The sequence below is a fragment of the Dyadobacter sp. HNCC25DJ185 genome, from assembly GCF_056895195.1.
Window position 1 is genome coordinate 419,587 of sequence record NZ_JBXHAR010000006.1, and the last position, 22,657, is coordinate 442,243.

Sequence of the window (22,657 nt, forward strand, 5' to 3'; positions counted from 1 at the left end):
TAAACCTTATTCTTTAAGCCTTACGTCCCCATATTTGGAATTCACGGTAATTTTGGTACCCGAACCGGTCCCTATCTTACCTTGGTACTGTTTCATTTTGTACCCCTTGCTATCCTTTGCAGGCTGCATGGAAAAGTTCACATTGCTGGCCGGGTAAGTAAAATTCCCGTAACTCACTGTAACATTGAACTGGTTCGCTTCTGCAGGCAGAACAACCGACGAATAAGCAGCCTGAATATCTATATTTTGAGCAGAATTGGTCAATTCGTTGATTTTGAAGTTTCCCGAATAATTCAGCTTGATCTTACCTGAGCCGCGGATCGTACCAATTTTGGCGCCGGAGTAATCAATATCCGCATCCAGATTAATCACATCCCCGATATTCAAGTCGCCAAATTTATTGTTGATCAGGACGTCTTTGGCCAGGTCCAGCGTCAGATTCGAATATTTGCATTCCAGCTTGCCACCATCCATTTTACCAATTTTGGCGCTCCCGTAACTCACGTCAATCGTATTATCTGCGTTATCCAGCAAATTGGCCACGAAATTTCCGTATTTGGAATCAATAACCAAAGGAGCGTGGAACGACGGAATATCCGTATTCCCGAATTTATTCCTGACAACCAGCGCGTTTTCTTTGGGCATATAGACGGTATAATCGATCTGGATGAAGTTTTTATCTCCTTTTTTATTGTTCCAGCCATTGTTTCCAAACCTGCTTCTGTCGATATGCGTAATCAGGTTGATTTTACCCGCTACCCGTTTTTCTTCGATGGTTACCGCCCCAAGGTAATCCGAAGCCCGCTCATCCGACGGAGCATTGGCTGTAACGATGATCTCAACTTTGATTTCCTCCTTATTCCACAAGTTAATTTTGACCTGTCCGAACTGATTGTCAACCGTAAGCAAGTCATTGCTTTTTACATCGAAGACCTTAACTATATTCCGTCGCTTTTCAACCAACCCGTTTTGTTTGGGATCGGGATCTTCGAGCCCGGGGTTTATTGCGGATACAACCTGTGGCAAAATGACCGCCAGACTAAATAACAGGTGTATTGTCGTTCTCTTTATTGTTGTCATTTTTCACTTTGTTAATTCGTTGCAAAATATCTAACTGTTGGTTGAGTAGGTCAACCTGCCACTGTAGGTTCTGGACCATGGCTTCCAGCAATGCTTCCTGGTTGGGAGCATCCGATAAGTTGGACCGTAAGTTGCGGTAACTTACTTCCAGACTTTCCAAATCAGCTGCGAAATCTTTGTACAGTTCCGGGTTATTCCGGGCCAGTTTGATGATCTCCTCCCTTTTTTGGTCAATTGCAACATTATACTGATTGAATTCTCGGGCATAGGTGGGTACTTTTAATGCCACGCGAGGATCACGGGTAATGCCGTATTCATTATTGAGGTAAGCCAAAAATCCTATTCCAAGAGCCAGAAAAACACCGGCAGCAATTCGCCAGTCGAAATAGGGGTTGTTTAATCGCCTAATTTTTTTTTTGGACTTTTCAGGAACTACCGGAATCTCTTGATGAAGTTGGGCCTCAATTTGGCTCCACAAAGAATCCTGCGGTAAGAAAGCATCAAAACCATCCCTATTATCACGTACAAACCGCTCCAGTCGATCCTTTTTATCAGAAGAATTTTTCATAGATTCATTAACTTGTCAAGTGTAAATAATTTTTTCAAATCCGCAAAGGTTTAAGTAAAACATTCAAAATCAATTATTTAATTACTAACATTATCGTACCAGCATTTCCGCCAATTTCCTTTTCGCCCTCATATACTGCGTCCTCGACGTAGTTTCGCTGATCCCAAGCACCTCCCCTATTTCCTCGTGATCATAACCTTCAAAAAGATATAAGCTTAAAACAACCCGGTACCCATCAGGCAGTTTCTGCACTGTACTCCGCACTCGTTCCACTTCCAGCGTCGTATCGCTTTCATCGAGTCCAAACGAATCTTCATTCCGGTCGCTACCTTCAATCGTTTCCTGAAATTCATCCATTTCAACCCACTTCACCTTTCTGCTCCTCATATGGTTGATCGCCTTATTGACCACAATCTGCTTCAGCCAGGCCCCAAAAGTCGATTGCTGACGGAACTGGTGCAGGTTTGTGAATGCATCCACAAAAGCCTCCTGCAAAGCGTCCTCCGCCTCACCCATATGGTTCAAAATCCGCATGCAAATGTTGAACATGGCCTTTGAGTAATGCTTATATAACTCGTACTGTGCCTTTCGCTCACCGAGTTTACAACGCTCCACCAGTTCGACATGCCGGTCGGGATAAATTTGTGTTTTCAAGCAGAAGGTTTAGATTTTGAACGTTCTGAGGTAAAGACAACACCAGATATTACATGTTGCACCATGTACAGGTATTTTTTCCAAAAATTCGCATTCGAACAAAGAGTTACAAGTGATTGTTGTTAAAAAAGGCTGGTATATCTTTGAATATTGGCACTAAAATATCCTATTTTGTCAGTTGCAATCTACCAATTTAGTACATGAAAACGTTCAATATTCCTGATTTTTACCGGAGCCGCATCATTACACCGATCAAGGAATTCCGCCGTAAAAATGACAAGCTGAAACGTGATTATGCTCCTACGCTGCTGGATTTTGGCCCTGTCCAGTTTTTGATTGCACGCCATTTCGGATTTTGCTATGGTGTCGAAAACGCAATTGATATTGCCTATAAGGCCATTTCGGAGAATCCCGACAAACGTATCTTCTTGCTAAGCGAAATGATTCACAATCCCGACGTAAACCAGGACCTTACAGACCGTGGCGTGCGCTTTATCATGGACACCAAAGGAACCCAGCTGATTAATTGGGAGGAACTGACGACGACAGATATCGTAATCGTCCCTGCCTTTGGTACCACCATTGAAAATCAGAACAAACTGGCTGAGCTGGGGATCAATTCATTTGTTTACGATACGACATGCCCATTTGTAGAAAAGGTCTGGAACCGCGCTTCACAAATCGGGGAGAAGGACTACACGATCGTAGTACATGGAAAACCTAATCACGAAGAAACCCGGGCTACGTTTTCTCATAGTAAAGAAAATGCGCCAACAGTGGTGGTCGAAAATATGAGGCAGGCAGAGCAACTGGCAAAATACATCACCGGATCTGCGCCCGCTTATCAGTTTTTCGAGGATTTTGAGGGACAGTATTCAAAAGATTTTAATCCCGATAAGGATTTAAAGCGTATTGGGGTGGTCAATCAGACCACCATGCTGGCATCTGACACCCAGGGAATTGCGGATTTCCTAAAGAACGTCATGATCAGGCATTACAGCCTTCGCCCTGAACAGGTGGAAGCACACTTTGCCAATACCAGGGACACACTTTGCTACGCTACCAATGACAATCAGGACGCTACCTATGCATTGCTAACACATCATGCTGACTTGGTTATCGTTGCTGGTGGATACAACAGTTCCAACACCTCCCATTTGGTGGAGCTCTGTGAGCAAAAAATGCCAACCTATTTCATTGAATCTGTAAACAAAATTCTGGATAAAGAGCTGATCAGGCATTACGACTTGCATCTTAAGGAAGAGCTGATTACTGAGCGTTACTTGCCCGAAAAAATGCCGGTGCGCATCATGCTTACTTGTGGCGCATCCTGCCCGGATGCGGTGGTAGAAGCGATTTTGCTGCGGCTATTATCGTTTTTTGAAAATGCGAAACCCATTGAGGAGGTCATGCAGGCTTTCTGATTCCAGTGCCGTTTAAAGTCGATTCTCGACCTTTGAATCATTTAGAATTAATATTTCCAGCGATTTGACTGAGAAAAGCTAATTTAGACGGATGGTTTTTTGTCATAAAAAATCATCCGTTTTTTATATGCTTTTCTCTATGAAACAGATCTCTTTCACATCCATCTTCTGCCTTCTTTTTGTCTCCTGGGTTTTGAACAGCTGCTCATCGCTGAACGAAATCCGTATCGCGGGGACCAACTTTACCGATGAGATCAGCCAATCACAAAACCTGATCTTTACCTTTAACAAAGACCTAGTGTCCCCGGAAGAACTCAACAGTTGGGACTCCACGCAGTATGTCCAGTTTGAGCCTGCGGTCAAGGGTAAATTCAAATGGACGGCGCCTAATGAGCTCATTTTTTCGCCGGTTTCAGGATTCGGTGCCGCCACTACCTATAAAGCTCAGCTCACCAATTTATTAGTAGAGAAGGTCGATAAAGAGAAAAAATATAGCGTACAGAAGGATCCGGTCGACTTCCACACACCTTACCTGCAATTGGCAAACATCGAAAGCTGGTGGGCGATTTCTCAGGAAACCGGGCGGCAGGAAGCGCGGATGCGACTGACTTTCAATTATCCCGTAACCAGCCAGAGCGTAGTAGAAAAGCTGAAAATTAATTCAAACGACAAGTCATTGGATTACAGGGTTTTATCCTCAGCCAATGAGCGTTCCGTGACCATTGCGTTGACCAATACCGGCAAGGCCGATAACAATTCCACACCTGTTACAATCACTATTGAGAAAGGTATCAAGGTTCCGAATACCTCTTACACAAGCCAGGAAGCGTTATCCAAAACGACCAGCCTGCCTTCTCCACTTCATTTAGAAATTGTTGACATTCAAACTGGTTTTGAAAACAACTCCGGCTACGCGCGTATCATTACTACACAGGAACTCAACCGTGAAAGCATTGCTGCCAGCTTTAGCATCAATCCTGAAACCCCGGTACAAACCGAGCCCACCGAGAACGGTTTTATGATCCGTGGAGAATTCAACGAAATAGATACTTATGCCCTGGTAATCAATCAAACATTAAAGGGCGCACTTGGCCCATTTCTGGAAGAGGAAACTTCGCGCGACCTATTTTTTGGCAAAATGCCCGCAGCCATTTCGTTTTCCAACAAAAAGGCGGTCTATATGTCGACAAAAGGGTCGAAAAATGTGGGGGTGCAAATCGTCAATGTCCCTAAGGTACAGGTTAAGATATCGAAAATATATGCCAATAACATTCTGAGTTATCTGAGAAATAACCGCTGGGACGATTATGCTTATGTTGGCGACGAATACAAAGCAACAGGTTCATACCAATATAGTGACGACCAGGACGGTTATTTCAGTGATGTACTCGTCGACAAAACAATTGAAACGGAAGACCTTCCAAAAAGTAAAGGGATCTCTGCTTTGAATGTCGCATTGCCTGACGACAATCAGCGTCGCGGTGTGTACCTTGTTTCTGTTAATTCGAAGGACGAGGCATATCTGGGTGCTACCAAGCTGGTTTCCATTTCTGATATTGGATTGATAGTCAAGCAAGGGAAAGATGAAATATGGGTTTTCGCCAATTCCATCAAAACCAACGACCCCATAGCCGATCTAGAAATAACGCTGATCAGCTCAAATAATCAAAATGTACACACATTCACTACTGATGGCCATGGAGTGGGCTATGCTGAAAAACTCAGTGAAAAAGCTCCCGGGTTTAAGATCGCCATGATCACTGCAAGCAACAAAGAGGATTTCAACTACCTCGTCCTCACCGACACGCAGGTTGAAACTTCCCGCTTTGAGGTAGACGGCTTGCGGGATAATGCCTCCGGTTTCCAGGCGTTCATCTATGGCCAGCGCGACATTTACCGACCAGGTGAAACCATGCATTTCAATACCGTTCTGCGGACCCAGAATTGGCAGACAGCCAGGGAGATACCATTGAAATTACGCCTGGTAACGCCCAACGGGAGGGAATACCGTACCTGGCGAAAAACAACCAATGGACAGGGCGCAGTTGAAACAGAGATTGCAATGGATGTCGCTGCCCTCACAGGTACGTATATTCTCGAAGTATACAATGCCAACGATTTGTTGCTCGCTTCGCAGGCGGTTAGTGTCGAAGAATTTATGCCCGACCGGATTAAGGTGGACCTGAGCGGTGCGCAAAAGGAATATGTGTCGGGAGCAGGTGTTTCGTTGATGGCAACCGCGTTGAACCTCTTTGGCCCGCCCGCTACAAATCGTACTTACGAAATGGAGCTGCATTTAAAGCGGAAAGGGTTTTTCCCACAAGCTTTTCCCGAATTTACCTTCGATATCCCGGCGGAAACAACCTTTGAAAGAGACAGTCGGCAAGGCGTGACCAATGAGCATGGACAGGCAACCGAGCTATTTCCATTAGCTGCCGGGCTAAAAGATATTGGTGTATTGGAAGGTAAAATCTATGTTACCGTTTTCGACGAAAATGGTCGCCCGGTCAATCGCCTGCAACGATTTGACGTATTTACGCAACCCGTATTTTATGGTATCCGGTTTCCCGAATCCTACGTCAGCGTAAATGTTCCGCTCCCCATCGAACTGGTGGGTGTTAATGACAAAGGGGTTCCGAAGGGCGGCATCAGTGCAAGCGTGGAAGTAGTTCGAATTCAATATCAAACCGTTGTCGAGAAAAAATATGACCGGCTGCAATACACATCCAGGAGAAAGGAGAAAGTAGTCTATTCCAATTCAATCAAGTTACCCACTGGCCGGGCTTTATTCCAGTACGTTCCAACCGTATCAGGCGAATACGAAGTCCGCGTACGGCGACCCGGCGCTGAGCATTATTCCACGGCCAGCTTCTATGCATATGGCTATGGATATACACAATATTCTTCCTTTGAAGTAAGCAATGAAGGCAGGGTTTTGATGGAAACAGACAAGGATAAATACAAAATTGGAGAGTCTGCGAAAGTTTTATTTAAAACCCCGTTTGACGGCCGACTCCTGATCACGGTGGAGCGTAACAATGTATTGGAACAGCATGTACTTACAACTGAGAAAAAGGCCGCTGAATTTAAACTGGAAATTAAAGAGGCGCATTTGCCAAACATTTTCGTCACTGCTACATTAATACGAACATTGGATGCCTCCGATATTCCACTCACCGTGGCGCATGGGTTTGCGCCTATTTTGGTAGAGGACCCCGAACGGAAACTACCTCTGAACATCACAGCGGTCGAAAAATCGAGATCCAAAACAAAACAGCGGATCAGGATCAAAACCACACCCAATGCACAGATTACCCTGGCCGTGGTTGATGAAGGCATTCTCCAGATCAAGAACTCAAAAACGCCAGATATCCATGGTCATTTCTACCAAAAAAGAGCCCTGGAAGTTACCAGTCACGATCTATATGCTCAGTTGTTCCCTGAGTTGAAAATTACAGCAACTTCAAGCTTTGGAGGGGATGGTTATGATCTGGAAAGAAGGATCAACCCGCTGAGTAATGGACGTACCGAACTGGTGTCATTCTGGAGTGGGATTTTAAATGCAAACGGAAGCGGAGAGGTTACCTTTGATGTTAACATCCCGCAGTTTAGTGGCGACCTGCGGATCATGGCAGTAGCTTATAAAGATAATGCATTTGGTTCGGCGACAAGTAATATGAAGGTAGCCGATCCGGTTGTGATCAGCACAGGTTCACCCCGGTTTCTTAGTCCAGGCGACGACCTGATCCTTCCTGTTAACATCAGCAATACGGAGAAAAAAGCAGCCGATGCGGTGGTATCGCTTCAACTCACCGGCCCACTCACTGCTGGGCAGTCGCCAATCAAACAAAAAATAGTGGTTGCGGCGGGAAAAGAGGCGAGAGCGGTATTTTCTGTAAAAGCTTTGCAAGCAATCGGTTTGGGGAAGATAACGGTTAAGGTAAATGCCTTTGGAGAAACATTTGTGAACCAGACCGAACTTACCATCCGCCCTGCGTCCTCACTTTTAAAAACCAGTGCTTCGGGTCTGATAGCAGGGGAAAAACAAGGCCTTATTGACCTTTCATCATCATTTATTCCTGCGACCAGCCGGAGCCAGGTTGTCCTAAGTCGCTCCCCGCTCGTTCAAGGAGGTGGAAAAGCTCTTTCGACACTGTTGGGATATCCTTATGGATGCCTCGAGCAGACCGTTTCAAAAGCGTTCCCACAAATCTATTTTGGAGATCTGGCCAAGGCTATGGCAACACCGACATATACCGTCAAAACGGGGGAGAGTGATTTTAACCCGATGACAAACGTGCAGCAGGCGATCAGAAAAATAGAATCGCAGCAACTTTTTAGCGGGGGAATGGTCATGTGGCCGGGTAGCACCCAGGAAGATTGGTGGGCAACTGCATATGCCGTTCATTTTTTAGAAGAAGCCAGAAGGGCGGGTTTTGAGGTAAATGCAAAAACAGTGAGCAAAGCAATTGACTACCTGACATTACAAACCGGAACAACTGCCAATAGGGAAGTTGTTATAGCGAGTAACGGCTCTGGTTTGGGTTACGAGGGGCAACCCGCGTCAGGAACGCAGGTTCGTAAAACCGTTGCGCGTCGGGAAGCCATTTATTCCCTGTATGTGCTGGCATTGAATGGTCGCCCCAATCGGGCTTCTATGAACTATTACAAACAAAACCCGGATCTGCTCACATTAGATTCGAGATATTTACTTGCAGGGGCATTTCAGCTTACCGGCGATACGAGGAGTTTTGCTTCACTGCTGCCCAAAAGCTACACAACGGAAAGCGGCAGGCAATACTTTGACAATAGCTACGCATCCCCTCTCCGCAATGTATCATTGGTGCTCAATACATTGCTTGAATCCGATCCCGCCAATTTCCAAATCCCGGTCATTGCACGTCAGCTATCCAAAGCGATCGCCTCGACTGCCTACTTAAATACCCAGGAAGCTGCCTTTGCAGTTTTGGCACTTGGTAAGCTCGCGAAGAAAATTTCGGGATCGACAGTGACCGCAACAGTTTCGTCTAATGGAAAGGCCATAACCACATTTACTGGCAAGGAAGTCAAGATCTCGAAAGGGATTGTGAATCAAAAGCTGATGGTGCAAACGCATGGAAAAGGGGATCTCTACTGGTTTGCACAATCAGAGGGAATGTCTGCCACGGGCGCTTATGTAGAAGAAGATCAGGGCCTGAGCATCCGAAGAGAATTTTTGACAAAAGACGGGGCGCCCGTAACGGAGTTTCATCAAAATGACCTCGTTGTAGTAAAGCTCACCCTGGCAAGCATTAATGGGTTGCCAATACAAAACATCGTGGTGACCGATTTGCTACCTTCAGGCTTTGAAATTGAAAACCCAAGGGTTACCGAACCAAGGGATATGCCGTGGATCAAAGACGCGGCCATTCCTGAATATTACGACATCCGTGACGACCGCATCCATCTTTTCACAACCGCCAGCGGTCAGCCAAGGTCATTCTACTACCAGGTGCGCATTATTTCAAAAGGTACATTCACAGTTGGCCCAGCCGCGGCGGACGCCATGTATCAGGGAGAATACAGAAGTTATTCGGGAGGTGGTAAAATCACCGTCGAATAATATTAAAAGGAAAAAGAACGCAGAACTAATCCACCCACAATGGCTCCCGCAATGGGGGCCACAACGGGTATCCAGCCATATCCCCAATCAGAATTTCCTTTATTTGGTATCGGTAATATGGCATGCGCAATCCTGGGGCCAAGATCGCGAACGGGGTTGATCGCGTAGCCGGTCGTTCCTCCAAGGGATAGGCCGATACTCCAAACCAGCATACCCACCAGATAAGGCGCTACACCAGACGGAATTCCTCCTTTTTCAGGATCGGAAGTACCCGCATAACCAATGGCCACAACGCCAACGATAAGCAATATAGTTGCGATGAATTCGCTTGCAAAGTTGGCACCTGTGCTTCTGACTGCCGGATCTGTTGCAAAACACGCCAGCTTGGCCCCGGCATCTTCCGTTTCTTTCCAATGTGGAAAATATTGAAGCCAAACCAGGATCGCGCCCAGAAAAGCACCGATCAATTGAGCCGGGATGTAGGTGGAAAGAAGGCTGTAATCCTGCCTTAGAAAGGCAAATCCGACAGTTACTGCGGGATTTAGGTGTGCAGCAGCACTTCCAAAAGCGTTAGCAACAAAAATTCCGATCATTACTGCAAATCCCCAACCTGCCGTGATTACAATCCAACCGGCATTTTCACCTTTGGTTTTTTTGAGTACTACATTAGCAACTACACCATTACCAAGTAAAATAAGAACCATAGTTCCGACTAGTTCTCCGACGAAAGGGGAAGGCTGCATAAGGTTAAAAATGAGGTTGATGCGGCGAATATGCGAATAGTTTTATAAATTCTGATACAAATCCCAAAAAGAATATTTCGTATTGTTTTTACGATTTTAACACGCTGAATTCTACTAACTTTGCCTGATAATCAATTTGAGTATTGAAAATCATGTCATTAAATCAACTTACGGCTATCTCTCCCGTCGATGGCCGTTATTACAAACAAGTATCTGAGCTTTCGGCTTATTTTTCGGAGTACGCCCTGATTTATTACAGAGTTTATGTCGAAATAGAATATTTCATTGCGCTCTGCGAACTTTCCCTCCCTCAATTATCAGAGTTTGACAAGAAAAAATATGCATCCCTCCGTAAAATCTATGAGGATTTCAGCGAGCAGGATGCATTGCATATCAAGGATATCGAAAAGGTTACCAATCACGATGTTAAAGCCGTTGAATATTTCATCAAGGAACAATTTGAAAAGCTTGAAATAGAGTCGTACCAGGAATTTATCCACTTCGGCCTTACCTCTCAGGATATCAACAATACGGCTATCCCCCTTTCACTGAAGGATGCATTGGAACGCCAGATCAAACCATTATTCCGCCAGGTTCTTTTCGTTTTGAAAAGAATGTCGATAGAATGGAGAAATGTGCCGATGCTTGCTTTCACTCATGGGCAACCCGCTTCGCCGACAAGGGTAGGAAAAGAATTCCTGGTATTCGTTGAGCGGCTTGAACGCCAGCTGGAAATGCTGGATAAAATCCCGCATTCTGCCAAATTTGGAGGAGCGACTGGTAACTTTAATGCACACCATGCTGCTTACCCCAAACAGGATTGGATGGCATTTGCCAATCATTTCGTAGAAGGCTTAGGTTTAAAAAGAAGCCGCCATACCACGCAAATCGAGCACTACGATAATCTGGCTGCTACTTTTGACTGTCTGAAAAGACTGAATACAATCCTCACCGACTTAAACCGGGATATGTGGACTTACATTTCCATGGGTTATTTTAAACAAAAAATTAAAGCGGGCGAAGTCGGTTCTTCGGCAATGCCGCATAAGGTGAACCCGATCGATTTCGAAAATTCAGAAGGTAACCTTGGATTGGCCACTGCGTTATTTGAACACTTTGCTGCCAAGCTTCCGGTGTCCCGTTTGCAGCGCGACCTCACAGATTCAACCGTACTAAGGAACATCGGCGTTCCATTGGCGCACTTAGCCATTGCATTGAATTCCCTATTAAAAGGCTTAGGCAAAGTGGAACTGAACGGAGAGGTTCTGAAAGCAGAATTGGAGGAAAACTGGGCTGTGGTTTCCGAAGCGATCCAAACAATCCTTCGCCGCGAAAGCTATCCGAAACCTTACGAGGCGTTAAAGGAACTGACCAGGACGAACGAAAAGATCACTCACGAATCTATTTCACGTTTTATAGAAACGCTGGATGTTTCAGAAAAAATACGCGAAGAATTGCGTGCGTTGACTCCCTTTACTTATCTGGGGGTTGTAGAGGAAGTACATTAAGCAGGTTTATTTTAGATAGGAAAGGACTTACAAAGTATTTGAGATTTGGCAAGTCCTTTCCCATTTAAAAAAATTATCCGCATTTCGACGAACCGCAATCCTTGCAAGTCAAGCAGCCTTCCTGATATAGCAAATTCGTTGAATTACAATTCTGGCATTTTTGTTTGGCAGCTTCCGTACCATCCGGTATGTAACGTTTCAAAGCTCTCGCCACACCCGCTTTCCAGGTATTGATCGCCTCGTCCAATTGCAGTGAGCTGATCAGGTCCACCACTTTTTCAATAGGCATTCCATGACGTAAGGTACTGGATATCAGCTTGGCGTAGTTCCAATATTCTGGGTTAAACTTGTAGGAGAGACCTTCGATTGTCGTTTTGTAGCCTCTGGTATTTTTATATTGAAAGTCGTAACGCGAGCTGCCGTCGGCTTCCCGGTTTTTGATAATCAATCCCTCATTGACCCATCGTGGGATCAGGATCCCGTCCTCGTCGTCGGCGAAACCAGTAAAGATCTCGTAAGGCCTGCCGTCGATCGTGCCGATGAATGCAATCCACTTATCTTTCTTGTTTTGAAAACGGACTACATCGGCTTCCAATGTTTGTGGTCTTTCAGTTGGGAATGGGGTTTGCCCATTGGTCTTGGTTTCTTCTTTCGTTTCTGAATTTGCAATCAAAACACCTGAACGGGAACCGTCACGGTAAACAGTAACTCCTTTACAACCGGCTTTCCAGGCCTCCATATAACATTCTCCCACCAGTTCTTCTGTAACATCGTTGGGCATGTTAATCGTTACGCTGATGGAGTGGTCTACCCATTTCTGAATGGCGCCCTGCATTTTCACTTTCTTAAGATAATCGACGTCATTGGACGTCGCTTTATAATAAGGCGATTTTTTAACCAGGTCGTCCAGCTCTTTTTGAGAATAGTTTTTAGTAAGATCGTGTCCATTTACCTCCATCCATTCTTTAAAACGATGATGGAAAACAACATATTCCTCCCATGAATCCCCTACTTCATCTACAAAATCAACGCGGATATCTTTGTCATTGGGATTCACCTTTCTTCTTCTCTTATAAACCGGAAGAAAAACGGGTTCGATCCCGGAAGTGGTCTGCGACATCAAACTGGTTGTGCCTGTGGGCGCGATCGTCAGCAATGCAATATTTCTTCTTCCATATTCCAGCATTTCGTAGTACAGCTGGGCATCCTCTTCTTTTAGCCTCTGAATAAAAGGATTGTTTTTTTCCCTCTCCGAATCGAAAATCGTGAATGAGCCTCTTTCCTTAGCAGTATGTACCGATCCGCGATAAGCTTCCAAAGCCACCGTTTTATGGACCTGCACTGCAAAATCATTACCCTCATCACTTCCATATCTCAGGCCCAGCGCAGCCAGCATGTCCCCTTCGGCAGTAATGCCAATACCGGTCCTTCTGCCCTCCCTGGCCTTAATTTGAATATTCAGCCACAAATTCCGTTCAACAAGCTTTATCTCATCCAGTTCAGGATCCGCATCGATTTTTTCAAGAATGGCATTGATCTTTTCCAATTCCAGGTCAATGATATCGTCCATCATCCGTTGCGCTGCTGCAATATGCTTTTTAAACAATTCCCAATTGAATTTGGCCTTTTTTGTAAAAGCATGATCAACGTAAGAAAACAGGTTGATCGCCAGCAGCCTGCACGAATCGTAGGGGCAAAGCGGTATTTCGCCGCAGGGATTTGTAGATACGGTCTGGTAACCCAGATCTGCATAACAATCCGGGACGGATTCGCGGATAATGGTGTCCCAGAACAATATTCCCGGTTCGGCCGACTGCCAGGCATTGTGAACGATCTTTTTCCACAAAGCGGTTGCGTCTATTTCCTTAATATGTGACGGCGAAGCACTTTTGACCGGATATTGCTGCCGGTAAGTCGTACCTGCTTCGACCGCCTTCATGAATTCATCGTCAATCCGCACCGATACATTGGCCCCGGTTACTTTTCCCTGTTCCATTTTGGCATCAATGAAATTTTCGGAATCGGGATGCCTGATAGCAACTGAAAGCATTAATGCGCCGCGTCGGCCATCCTGGGCGACCTCCCTTGTCGAATTGGAAAAACGCTCCATAAACGGAACGATACCGGTAGAAGTAAGTGCGGAATTTTTAACCGGCGAACCCTTTGGACGGATATGCGACAGGTCATGGCCTACCCCGCCCCGCCTTTTCATCAACTGAACTTGCTCCTGGTCAATTTTCATGATACCGCCGTAGGAGTCAGACTCCCCGTTGTTGCCGATGACAAAGCAATTGGAGAGGGAGGCTATCTGATAAGGATTACCAATACCCGTCATAGGGCTCCCCTGGGGAATGATATATTTAAAATCTTTAACCAGATCGAAGATTTCCGCCTCACTTAATGGATTGGGGTAAAACTGTTCAACCCTGGCTATCTCCCGCGCAATTCTTCTGTGCATGTCGTCCGGAGTAGCTTCGTAGATTGCTCCGTAAGAGTCCTTGAGGGCATATTTATTAACCCAAACTCTGGCTGCGAGATCATCGCCTTTAAAGTATTGAAGAGAAGCCTGGTAAGCCTCCTCGGTAGTGTAAGTTTGTTGGGATTGGGTAGCTGTTATCTTATCCATACGTGAGTGTATTTGAGAATTTTTGAGTAGCGAACAATCTTCAAATGTAGAAAATTTAATTTTTAATTAACATATAAAATAAAAAAGTTTACAGATAAAATATATAAACTGATTGTTTTTGAGTTACTTACAAAACTCTTACAAGCAAAAAGTTTACATTTTTTTATTTAGCGTGAAATCGATTCAAAATAAATACCCACAAAAAAAACCGGCTCAAACTGGAACCGGTTGTTTTTTTATTACTATGGCGAAATTGATTTTAAAGTTTGATTTCTGAGGGCCGACGGTCCTTAAGCCTGGGTTTCAACCGAGCCTAACGACCGTCTTTTCAAGCAATTCGGGCCACGCGGCAAGCTCAGGAATCCCTGGTTTGCGTTTACCGAAAAACTGATTGAACATTACACCGTCTTTATCAATAAGTTCAATGCCTGTTACGATTCCGTCTTCGGTTGGTTTTCGCACGATCCATGCTTCATCAATCGCATCTTCACGCAAATGCAGGTTGAATTCAGGGTCCATGATATTGAGCCAGGGCCCCATGACGAAAATCTTATTGATAGGACCTGTATGGATTTGTATGCAGTTCGGATTGGAAACAAACACCATAATCGGAAGCTGGCTCTCGGAAATCGCGTCAAAAACAGGTTTCATACTTTCAGGTTTGATCTGATACGCGTAGCCTTCCGGCGCATTGCGCAAAGCCTGTTTTCTTGACAATTTATATTTTCGGAGCAATGTGAAAAAATCGTGTGTGTCCTTCAACGCAAGCCACTCTGCCTGGAAGGCGGCTACGTCAATTTCAGCATCGGCTTCCAGCTCGGCAGGCTTCTCTACTTTTTTTGAAACAAACAACTTAACCTCCTGATCAGCAGCACGGTATTTTTCAACCAGTGCTCCATAAGCTTCTTTATTGCTTTGATCGGTCAGATATATCTTATGTGCTGCATCTCCAAAGCTGTTAAAAAACTGCAGGCTATGACGGTCATTTTCAGAAACCGCGAAACCGAATTTCCAGTCCCCCAGAAATAGACGCAGATCAATAGCTTCGCCCAACACCAGGCCAACATGGTTGTTGAAGGAGATCTTTTCATAAACCCCTTTTCTTTCGTGCACAACATGGTCGTTCCGGGTAAGCGCCATCACATATCCCAATGATCCCACTTGTTTGATGAGCTCCCGGAAATCGCCTTCGAGTAATACCGCTGTTTCTCCAATTCCCGTCGCGACCAGCTCTGCCTCACTGGTGTGAAGTGCTTTTGCAGCATCCCGGATCCTGGTTTTAGGATTCTCCGTTTTAAATTCTGCCCAACGTTCTTTTAATTCAGTTCCGTCCGGTGAAAGGGTTGATTTCATTGTATTGATGTTTGGATATTAAGATTTACATTAAGAAAGATGGTTCGTCACAGGCCCGGCATGCGGGACAATGATCGGGAAACCTGCCTGCTCAGGCTGGATGATCTGTACGGTCAGGCCGAATGCCGCTTTGATATATTTCTCGGTCAAAACTTCCTCGGGTGTCCCGATCGCATAACTTTTGCCGTCTTTCAACATCAACACCCTGTCGGCATACTGCAATGCCTGATTAAGATCGTGTACGATGGCCACCACTGCAAAACCACGGCCGGTAAGCCCCTTGGCCAGATGAAATGTCTCAAACTGGTGCAGCAGGTCCATTCCTGTAGTCGGCTCATCAAGCAGCAAAAGGCCGTTTTCAACCTCCCATATCTGCGCTAATGCCCTTGCAACCTGAACGCGCTGCTGTTCACCACCTGACAAGGTCGGGTAATGCCGGTTGCGCAAATGCCCGATACCTACTTTTGTGAGGCACACATCCGCAATGGCCAAATCTTTGTATGCAGGTTCAGACTCGAAAAAAGGGTAGCGGCCCATCAAAACAATTTCCTGTACTGTAAACGACAGAGAAATCGTATTTTGCTGCGACAACACAGCCCTTTTCCGGGCCAGCTCTTTCAGCTTATAGTTTTTGAGATCTTTTTCAAAAAACAGCACAGATCCCGACGAAGGTGCATGCTCCGCGGAAAGCAACTTGATAAGTGTTGACTTACCGGCTCCATTAGCCCCCACAACCGCCCAAAACTCACCGGGCTTCACCGTAAAGCTTACATCTTCCAGCAGCCGCCGGTCTCTGACCCTGTAACCTACTTTGCGCGCCTCAATCATAACTTTTTCCTCTTTTGCTCCCAGAGAATGTAAATAAAGAAAGGCGTTCCGAGCAGGGAAGTAAGTATCCCGATAGGCAACTCCGAAGGTGCTACGATGGTCCTTGAAATGGTATCAGCCAAAGTGAGTACAATTGCACCCGCCAATGCCGATCCGACGATCAGTATTTTGTGATCGGGACCAAATGTTGACCGAATAATATGCGGAACGATCAGCCCGACAAAGCCGATAGTCCCTGCTATGGCCACAGACGCACCTACACCCATCGTCGCCAGAAGGACGACTTTTTGTTTAAGTGCTTTCATATTAACCCCGAGGCTAGCGGCCTGACTTTCACCCAAAACCAGCAAATTCAGCGCTTTGGAAAGATAGGGCATAAATAAAACGGAGATTGCCACAAACGGCGCCACTGCCAGCACCGACGTCCAGGTTGCCCCACCCAGGCTTCCCAAATTCCAGAAAGTAATACTGCGCAGCTGCTGGTCATCCGCCATATAAGTCATAAGCCCGGTGATGGCCCCAACAAAAGCATTGATCGCAATACCGCATAAAAGTAAGGTAGTTACCCCGCCATCGCCGGTGACTTTAGACAATTGATATACAAAAAATGTCGTGACTGCCGCTCCCAGAAATGCCACAAACGAAATGCTGTAAACCCCGGCCAGCTCATTGAGCATGCTGAAATATTTGACATTGAGCATCAGCACAAATACTGCAAACAAAGAAGCGCCCGAAGTAACCCCGATTAACGTAGAATCTGCAATTGGATTTCTGAAAAGCCCTTGCAGCGACGCCCCCGCAATACCAAGTCCCGCGCCGATCAATACCCCAAGACAAACCCGTGGGAGCCGGATCACCCAGAAAACGATGGACTTTTGCTCCTCTACCGTCGTATCTTTTATTAACCCAAGCCGCTGCCCTATAATTTCTATCAGTTCTTTCGGTGTGATGGACAATGCGCCGGTACAAGCTGAAAAAACGATACAAGCCAATAGTAAAGTACCGAGCATCCACAGCATTTTCCCGGTTGAAGACGGTAAAAAGGGCTTTTCAGAAGTGGCTGCCCGATACGTTTCAGGCTGTTTGCTGATGGTTTCAGTTATCATCCTTTTTAATTAACCTTTTGTGCAAGTTCCATGGCGGCTTTACCCAGTCTCGGCCCGAAACCGGTCAGCAACTGGCCATCCATAGTGACGATCTTCTTGTTTTTACCGGCATGGGTATTGGCAACACCAGGCACTTTCAGCAGTCCGTCCATTCCTTCCAGACTTTCTAATCCGCTTGAAAAAAGGACAAGTACATCGGGATTAGCCGTAATCAGCGATTCGGCAGTTAAGGGTTTAAATTCCGTAAAACCCTGCACTGCATTCTTATAGCCAGCCAGCGCGAACATTTTATCCAGCGCGGTGCCTGTTCCCGAAACCATGAGCGTACCCGTGCCTCTGGCATAGATAAAGAGCAACTTCTTAGGCACTTTTGGAACAGGTATCTTTCTGAGGTCTGCTTCCAGGCTTTTCACCAGCTTTTCCGCTTGTGGTTTTGCGTTGAAATAGGCACCCATCTCCCGGATCAATTTGATGGCCCCTTCTTTGGAATATTCATGCTTGAACTCCACCAGCTTTTTCCCGGAGCTATTGAGCTGCTTGACCACTGTGGGCGAAAGCATACTTTGGTCGGTATATACAATGATGTCGGGATTCAATGTCAGGATTCCTTCTGCAGCGATGCTGCGGTTGTGACCGATTTTAGGGAGCTTCTCCAGCGATGCGGGATATGTACTGGTCACGTCCACTCCCACAATTTGCTTTTCCAACCCCAATCCGACCAAAATCTCGCTCAATGTTCCATTGGCTGAAACAATGCGCAGGAGTTGACCTGCAAAAGTTTGAGATCCGTAAAAGCAAAAGAGCATAAAGGCAACTGCTAATCTGAAAGGCGAGGGCATTGTTGTCATTAATTTTTATACGAGAATATTTTGTCTACTTCCAATACCAGCAGTGCTTCCTGAAACAAGTCCCTGATCTGGTCCAGCTCCTGGTTGTCAAACGAAATGAAGAAATTGGGGATGGGTGACGGGAGCATGTGGGTTTTACCGTGCGGGAGTGGTTCACCAAGCTGATGAAAATGATGCTCATCATGCAAAACGGATTGAAAACCCCTCAGGCCATCCTCTGTGAATGTAAAAAGGACATTACCAAATGCGAAATTGAAATGGTCACAGCAATTACATCGCCCGATGTAACCCTTATCCGAATAGCTTAATATGCGCAATGCATTATTTGAATGTGACTCCTCACTCATAGCTGTTTATAATGTAGTGAACTTGCATTCGCACCAGGACTTTACGACATGTGGCAAATATAACTTTTTAATTTAGACCAAGTATAAATAGACGATAAAAAAATACTTTTCCTGCCAGAAAACCGCGTAGCGGACTTTATCATTGTAAATTCATACATTTCATGGTCATACCGACCTGCCAATCCTAACCTAATCCTTTCACCTATATCGGGCTGCAATTGAAAAAGCTATTCACGAACCTCACTTTTTGGGTACTTACTTCCATTACGTGCGGCGCATTGCTGGGGCATTATTTTCCGGCCAAAGCCGTAGAAATGCAGTTTTTGGGAAAAGGTTTTATTCAAATTGTGAAACTCTTCATCAACCCGATCATTTTCCTGACCATCACCTTGGGGATTATCGGAATGGGCGATCTGAAAAAAGTTGGAAAGGTCGGTGCAAAAGCCTTGTTATATTTCGAAGTGGTTACCACGCTGGCATTGATTGTCGGGATCATTGTCGCCAATATCATTCGGCCCGGTGACGGAGTTGTAACAGGGAACCTTCAAAAAGGCGATATATCTGTATATGCCAACAAAGTCCACGATTTCAGTTGGCTGCAGTTTTTCTTCGATAACGTGACATTACAAGTTTTGCTTGTATCGCTGGTATTAGGTACGGTATTCAGCAAATATTCCGGTAAAGACAAAGTCACCCATTGGCTGAATTTTATTTCCAAATATGTTTTCAGGGCACTTCATTTTGTGATGATTTTTGCCCCTGTCGGCGCGTTTGGCGGGATGGCATATACCATTGGCAAATATGGGATCCACACTTTGCTTCCACTCGCCAAGCTGATGGGTACCGTTTACGCGACGATGGCGATCTTCATCTTTGGCGTACTCGGCCTGGTTTTGAGAACTTATAAAATCAACCTTTGGTCGTATCTTAAATATATCCGCGAAGAGCTGCTGATTGTACTGGGAACATCGTCATCCGAAGCCGGCTTGCCTTCATTGATGGTGAAACTGGAACGCATGGGTTGCTCCAAACCCGTAGTTGGCTTGGTTGTACCAGCGGGCTACTCCTTCAATCTTGACGGGACTACAATTTACCTTTCGATGGCTACGATTTTCCTTGCGCAGGTTTTCAATGTGCATTTAACTTTCGGGCAAATCCTCTCTCTGATCGGGATTTTGATGATTACTTCAAAAGGGGCGGCCGGGGTGACCGGGAGCGGCTTTGTAGTTTTGGCTTCTACCCTTACGGCCATCAAAGTAATTCCCGTTGAAGGATTAGCGCTGCTGTTGGGGGTCGACCGCTTTATGTCGGAAGCACGGGCCATTACCAATTTCATTGGAAACGGTGTTGCAACGATCTGGCTGGCTAACAATGAAAAGGAATTTGATCGTGACAAAATGCAGTATGCTTTCGCCAATGTGAAGGAAACGGAGAATGTGGTTACTGATAATTTGACGGACGCGACGCAGCCGCAGCAAACCAAGATATAGGTAATTTTAAGACTTTTGGATAGTTTTAAGTTGATAAAGCTTACTCATATGGATTATAAAAACTTCATCATTTCTGATCATCGCGTGATGCTGGGCAAGCCAGTTATCAAAGGTACCCGCCTTACGGTTGAGACGATTCTCCGCAAGCCTGGCAAAGGTGCTTCCATAGAGGACATCTTAAAAATGTATCCGGCGCTACAAAAGGATTCCATTCAAGCTGCTCTTCAATTTGTCGCCGAGCTGGTTGCAAATGAGGGAAATCTCGAATCGGCTGCATGATTTTAGCCGATGAAAATATTGACCACCGCCTCATCAAGTACATTCGGGAAGCAGGCTCTGATGCCCACTCCATTGATGAAGCAAATCGTGGCCAGGGTGAAGAGTCTAGCATTAACATGTCCTGAAATCCTCCAGGGATCATTCTCACTGAGGATGAAGATTTTGGTGAATGGGCTTTTGCTCATCACATTGCAGGCATGAGCGTCCTATTTTTACGATTTGATGTTAAATACACAAAAGCAATATCTCAAATATTGGTAAGATTATTAACTGAAGAAATGAAGGGCCTTTTCTCGGCCATTTTACAACAGTTACCAGTAACAAAATCCGTTCAAGACCATTTTAATCAGACGGAAGATTTAAATTAATTATCAGACAATTATTTTTTAGCAAAAATGACAGACCAGGAAACCATTGATATACCAACCCGATCCAAAAGATCTTTCATCGGCGAAGCGTTTGAATTAAAAAAGTGGGAAGACGTCGAGCCTTTTTTTGAAAACCTGAAAAACAGGGAGATCAACTCCGAAGAAGAACTAAGACAGTGGTTTTCAGACCGCAGCGAAATTGAATCCTATTTGTCCGAGAATTTCGCATGGAGATATATCCGGCAGACCTGTGATACCGCAAACCAGGGACTGATCAATGCATTGCAATTTTTTATTACAGAAATTCAGCCCAAGCTGGCGGAATATGGCAATGCCCTCGACAAAAAAATCGTAGAAAATCCGTTTCTGGATTCCCTGACCGAGCCGGGATATGCCGTTACCTTGCGTGGAATGAAGAAAGCGATCGAGATATTCCGCGAAGAGAACATCCCGCTCATGACCGAAATGCAGACCGAGGAACGTCGGTATGGTGCCATTGCAGGAGCAATGACGGTTACGCTGGACGGCGAAGAAATGACGCTTCAAAAAGCATCGGACCGTTTGCAATCTACGGACAGAAATATACGTGAAGAAGCGTGGCGGGCTATTGCGGGCCGCAGGTATGAAGACCACGAAAAGCTGAATGAACTCCTCAACAAGTTGGTTACCTTGCGCGATCAGGTTGGGAAAAATGCAGGTTTCAGCAACTACCGCGATTATATGTTCGCCGCGATGGGGCGCTTCGATTATACACCACAGGATTGCTTCAATTTCCATGGTTCTGTCAAAAAAGCCGTTGTTCCTCTGCTGAACGATATGGCAGCGGCCAGGAAAGAGGCATTGAATGTAGCGCAGCTGCGCCCTTGGGATACAAAGGTGGATCCACAGGGACTTCCGCCACTGAAGCCTTTTGAAACCGGAGAAGAATTGCTGGACAAGACAATCCGCTGCTTCTCGCGCCTCGACCCGTTCCTAGGCGATTGCCTACGCATTATGAAAACCATGAAGCATTTGGACCTCGAGTCGAGGAAGGGAAAAGCGCCGGGTGGTTATAATTATCCTCTTGACGAAATTGGCGTGCCGTTCATTTTTATGAATGCCACTTCGAACCTGCGCGACCTCGTTACGCTGTTACACGAAGGCGGGCATGCGGTACACTCGCTGGTGACGCGGAACCTTGCCTTGAACTCGTTCAGACATACGCCGGCCGAAGTGGCGGAACTGGCATCAATGTCTATGGAGCTCATCACCATGGATTTCTGGGACGAATTCTTTGAAAATAAAGACGACCTGAAAAGGGCTAAGATCCAGCATCTGGAATCGATCATCGAGACACTTCCCTGGGTCGCCACGATTGATAAATTCCAGCATTGGATGTACGAGCATCCGGACCATACAGCAGAACAACGCACGGAAGCGTGGATTGGCATTTATGAAGAATTCACTGATTCGGTAATGGACTGGGCTGGATTGGAAGACTTCAAAAAATATGTGTGGCAGCGCCAGCTACATATTTTCGAAGTACCTTTCTACTACATCGAATATGGAATTGCCCAATTGGGTGCGATCGGCGTCTGGAGAAACTATCGTGAAAACCCGGCAGCCGGTTTGAAGGGATATCTGGATGCATTGAAACTAGGCTATACCGCGACAATCGGGGAAATTTACCAGGCAGCCAATATTTCTTTTGACTTTTCCGAACAGAATATCACTCAGCTGATGCAATTTGTGCGCAATGAGCTGGCTGAGCTAAAAAAATAAGATTTCGTCCGGCCACGATTTGGTGGTTATGAAATTGGCGGTTATTTTTGTGCACAATCCTATGAACGATCA

16 protein-coding genes are annotated in these 22,657 nt (G+C 45.6%); 6 read left to right on the plus strand and 10 right to left on the minus strand.

What is annotated here, in order from left to right:
* Positions 1-6: 6 nt before the first annotated feature.
* The 3 genes from AC1XUF_RS19375 to AC1XUF_RS19385 form a co-directional block, all read right to left on the minus strand.
* On the minus strand, positions 7-1,080 hold the full coding sequence (locus AC1XUF_RS19375) for a hypothetical protein (protein ID WP_483343473.1): 1,074 nt from the start codon (positions 1,078-1,080) through the stop codon (positions 7-9).
* A complete protein-coding gene (locus AC1XUF_RS19380; protein ID WP_483343474.1) occupies positions 1,040-1,648 on the minus strand; it encodes a hypothetical protein in 609 nt (202 codons plus the stop codon). Before AC1XUF_RS19380 ends, AC1XUF_RS19375 begins: the two co-directional genes overlap by 41 nt.
* 90 nt (positions 1,649-1,738) lie before the next feature.
* Positions 1,739-2,302 carry an RNA polymerase sigma factor gene (locus tag AC1XUF_RS19385; RefSeq protein ID WP_483343475.1) on the minus strand — a complete coding sequence of 188 codons (564 nt, stop codon included), beginning with the start codon at positions 2,300-2,302 and terminating at the stop codon, positions 1,739-1,741.
* 200 nt (positions 2,303-2,502) lie between these two features.
* Between AC1XUF_RS19385 and AC1XUF_RS19390 the strand changes: the two genes are divergently transcribed.
* Both AC1XUF_RS19390 and AC1XUF_RS19395 read left to right on the plus strand, forming a co-directional pair.
* Complete coding sequence (locus AC1XUF_RS19390) at positions 2,503-3,726, plus strand: 4-hydroxy-3-methylbut-2-enyl diphosphate reductase (RefSeq protein ID WP_483343476.1); 1,224 nt, start codon at positions 2,503-2,505, stop codon at positions 3,724-3,726.
* A 139-nt stretch (positions 3,727-3,865) separates the two neighbouring features.
* Positions 3,866-9,328, plus strand: coding sequence for an alpha-2-macroglobulin family protein (locus tag AC1XUF_RS19395; RefSeq protein WP_483343477.1), 5,463 nt, complete (start codon positions 3,866-3,868; stop codon positions 9,326-9,328).
* 2 nt (positions 9,329-9,330) lie between these two features.
* Here AC1XUF_RS19395 and AC1XUF_RS19400 read toward each other — a convergent pair whose 3' ends face one another.
* Entirely contained in the window at positions 9,331-10,071 is a 741-nt protein-coding gene (locus AC1XUF_RS19400) for an MIP/aquaporin family protein (RefSeq protein ID WP_483343478.1), read from the minus strand.
* A 152-nt stretch (positions 10,072-10,223) separates the two neighbouring features.
* Between AC1XUF_RS19400 and purB the strand changes: the two genes are divergently transcribed.
* On the plus strand, positions 10,224-11,579 hold the full coding sequence (gene purB / locus AC1XUF_RS19405; protein ID WP_483343479.1) for an adenylosuccinate lyase: 1,356 nt from the start codon (positions 10,224-10,226) through the stop codon (positions 11,577-11,579).
* 73 nt (positions 11,580-11,652) lie between these two features.
* Here the strand turns inward: purB and AC1XUF_RS19410 are convergent, their stop codons facing one another.
* The 6 genes from AC1XUF_RS19410 to AC1XUF_RS19435 form a co-directional block, all read right to left on the minus strand.
* Complete coding sequence (locus tag AC1XUF_RS19410) at positions 11,653-14,205, minus strand: adenosylcobalamin-dependent ribonucleoside-diphosphate reductase (protein WP_483343480.1); 2,553 nt, start codon at positions 14,203-14,205, stop codon at positions 11,653-11,655.
* A gap of 303 nt (positions 14,206-14,508) precedes the next feature.
* Positions 14,509-15,558, minus strand: a complete 1,050-nt coding sequence (locus AC1XUF_RS19415) for a hemin-degrading factor (protein ID WP_483343481.1) — start codon at positions 15,556-15,558, stop codon at positions 14,509-14,511.
* A 30-nt stretch (positions 15,559-15,588) separates the two neighbouring features.
* Positions 15,589-16,386 carry a heme ABC transporter ATP-binding protein gene (locus AC1XUF_RS19420; RefSeq protein WP_483343482.1) on the minus strand — a complete coding sequence of 266 codons (798 nt, stop codon included), beginning with the start codon at positions 16,384-16,386 and terminating at the stop codon, positions 15,589-15,591.
* Complete coding sequence (locus AC1XUF_RS19425; RefSeq protein ID WP_483343483.1) at positions 16,383-17,492, minus strand: FecCD family ABC transporter permease; 1,110 nt, start codon at positions 17,490-17,492, stop codon at positions 16,383-16,385. The genes AC1XUF_RS19420 and AC1XUF_RS19425 overlap by 4 nt, the downstream gene beginning before the upstream one ends.
* Before the next feature lie 5 nt (positions 17,493-17,497).
* A complete protein-coding gene (locus AC1XUF_RS19430) occupies positions 17,498-18,331 on the minus strand; it encodes a heme/hemin ABC transporter substrate-binding protein (protein ID WP_483343484.1) in 834 nt (277 codons plus the stop codon).
* A gap of 8 nt (positions 18,332-18,339) precedes the next feature.
* Positions 18,340-18,687 carry a DUF6686 family protein gene (locus AC1XUF_RS19435; RefSeq protein ID WP_483343485.1) on the minus strand — a complete coding sequence of 116 codons (348 nt, stop codon included), beginning with the start codon at positions 18,685-18,687 and terminating at the stop codon, positions 18,340-18,342.
* A gap of 218 nt (positions 18,688-18,905) precedes the next feature.
* Here AC1XUF_RS19435 and AC1XUF_RS19440 point away from each other — a divergent pair, with 218 nt between their 5' ends.
* From AC1XUF_RS19440 to AC1XUF_RS19450, 3 genes are all read left to right on the plus strand, one after another.
* Positions 18,906-20,177, plus strand: coding sequence for a cation:dicarboxylate symporter family transporter (locus AC1XUF_RS19440; protein WP_483343486.1), 1,272 nt, complete (start codon positions 18,906-18,908; stop codon positions 20,175-20,177).
* A 48-nt stretch (positions 20,178-20,225) separates the two neighbouring features.
* On the plus strand, positions 20,226-20,456 hold the full coding sequence (locus tag AC1XUF_RS19445; RefSeq protein WP_483343487.1) for a DUF433 domain-containing protein: 231 nt from the start codon (positions 20,226-20,228) through the stop codon (positions 20,454-20,456).
* A gap of 395 nt (positions 20,457-20,851) precedes the next feature.
* Positions 20,852-22,585, plus strand: a complete 1,734-nt coding sequence (locus AC1XUF_RS19450; protein WP_483343488.1) for a M3 family oligoendopeptidase — start codon at positions 20,852-20,854, stop codon at positions 22,583-22,585.
* Positions 22,586-22,657: the final 72 nt, after the last annotated feature.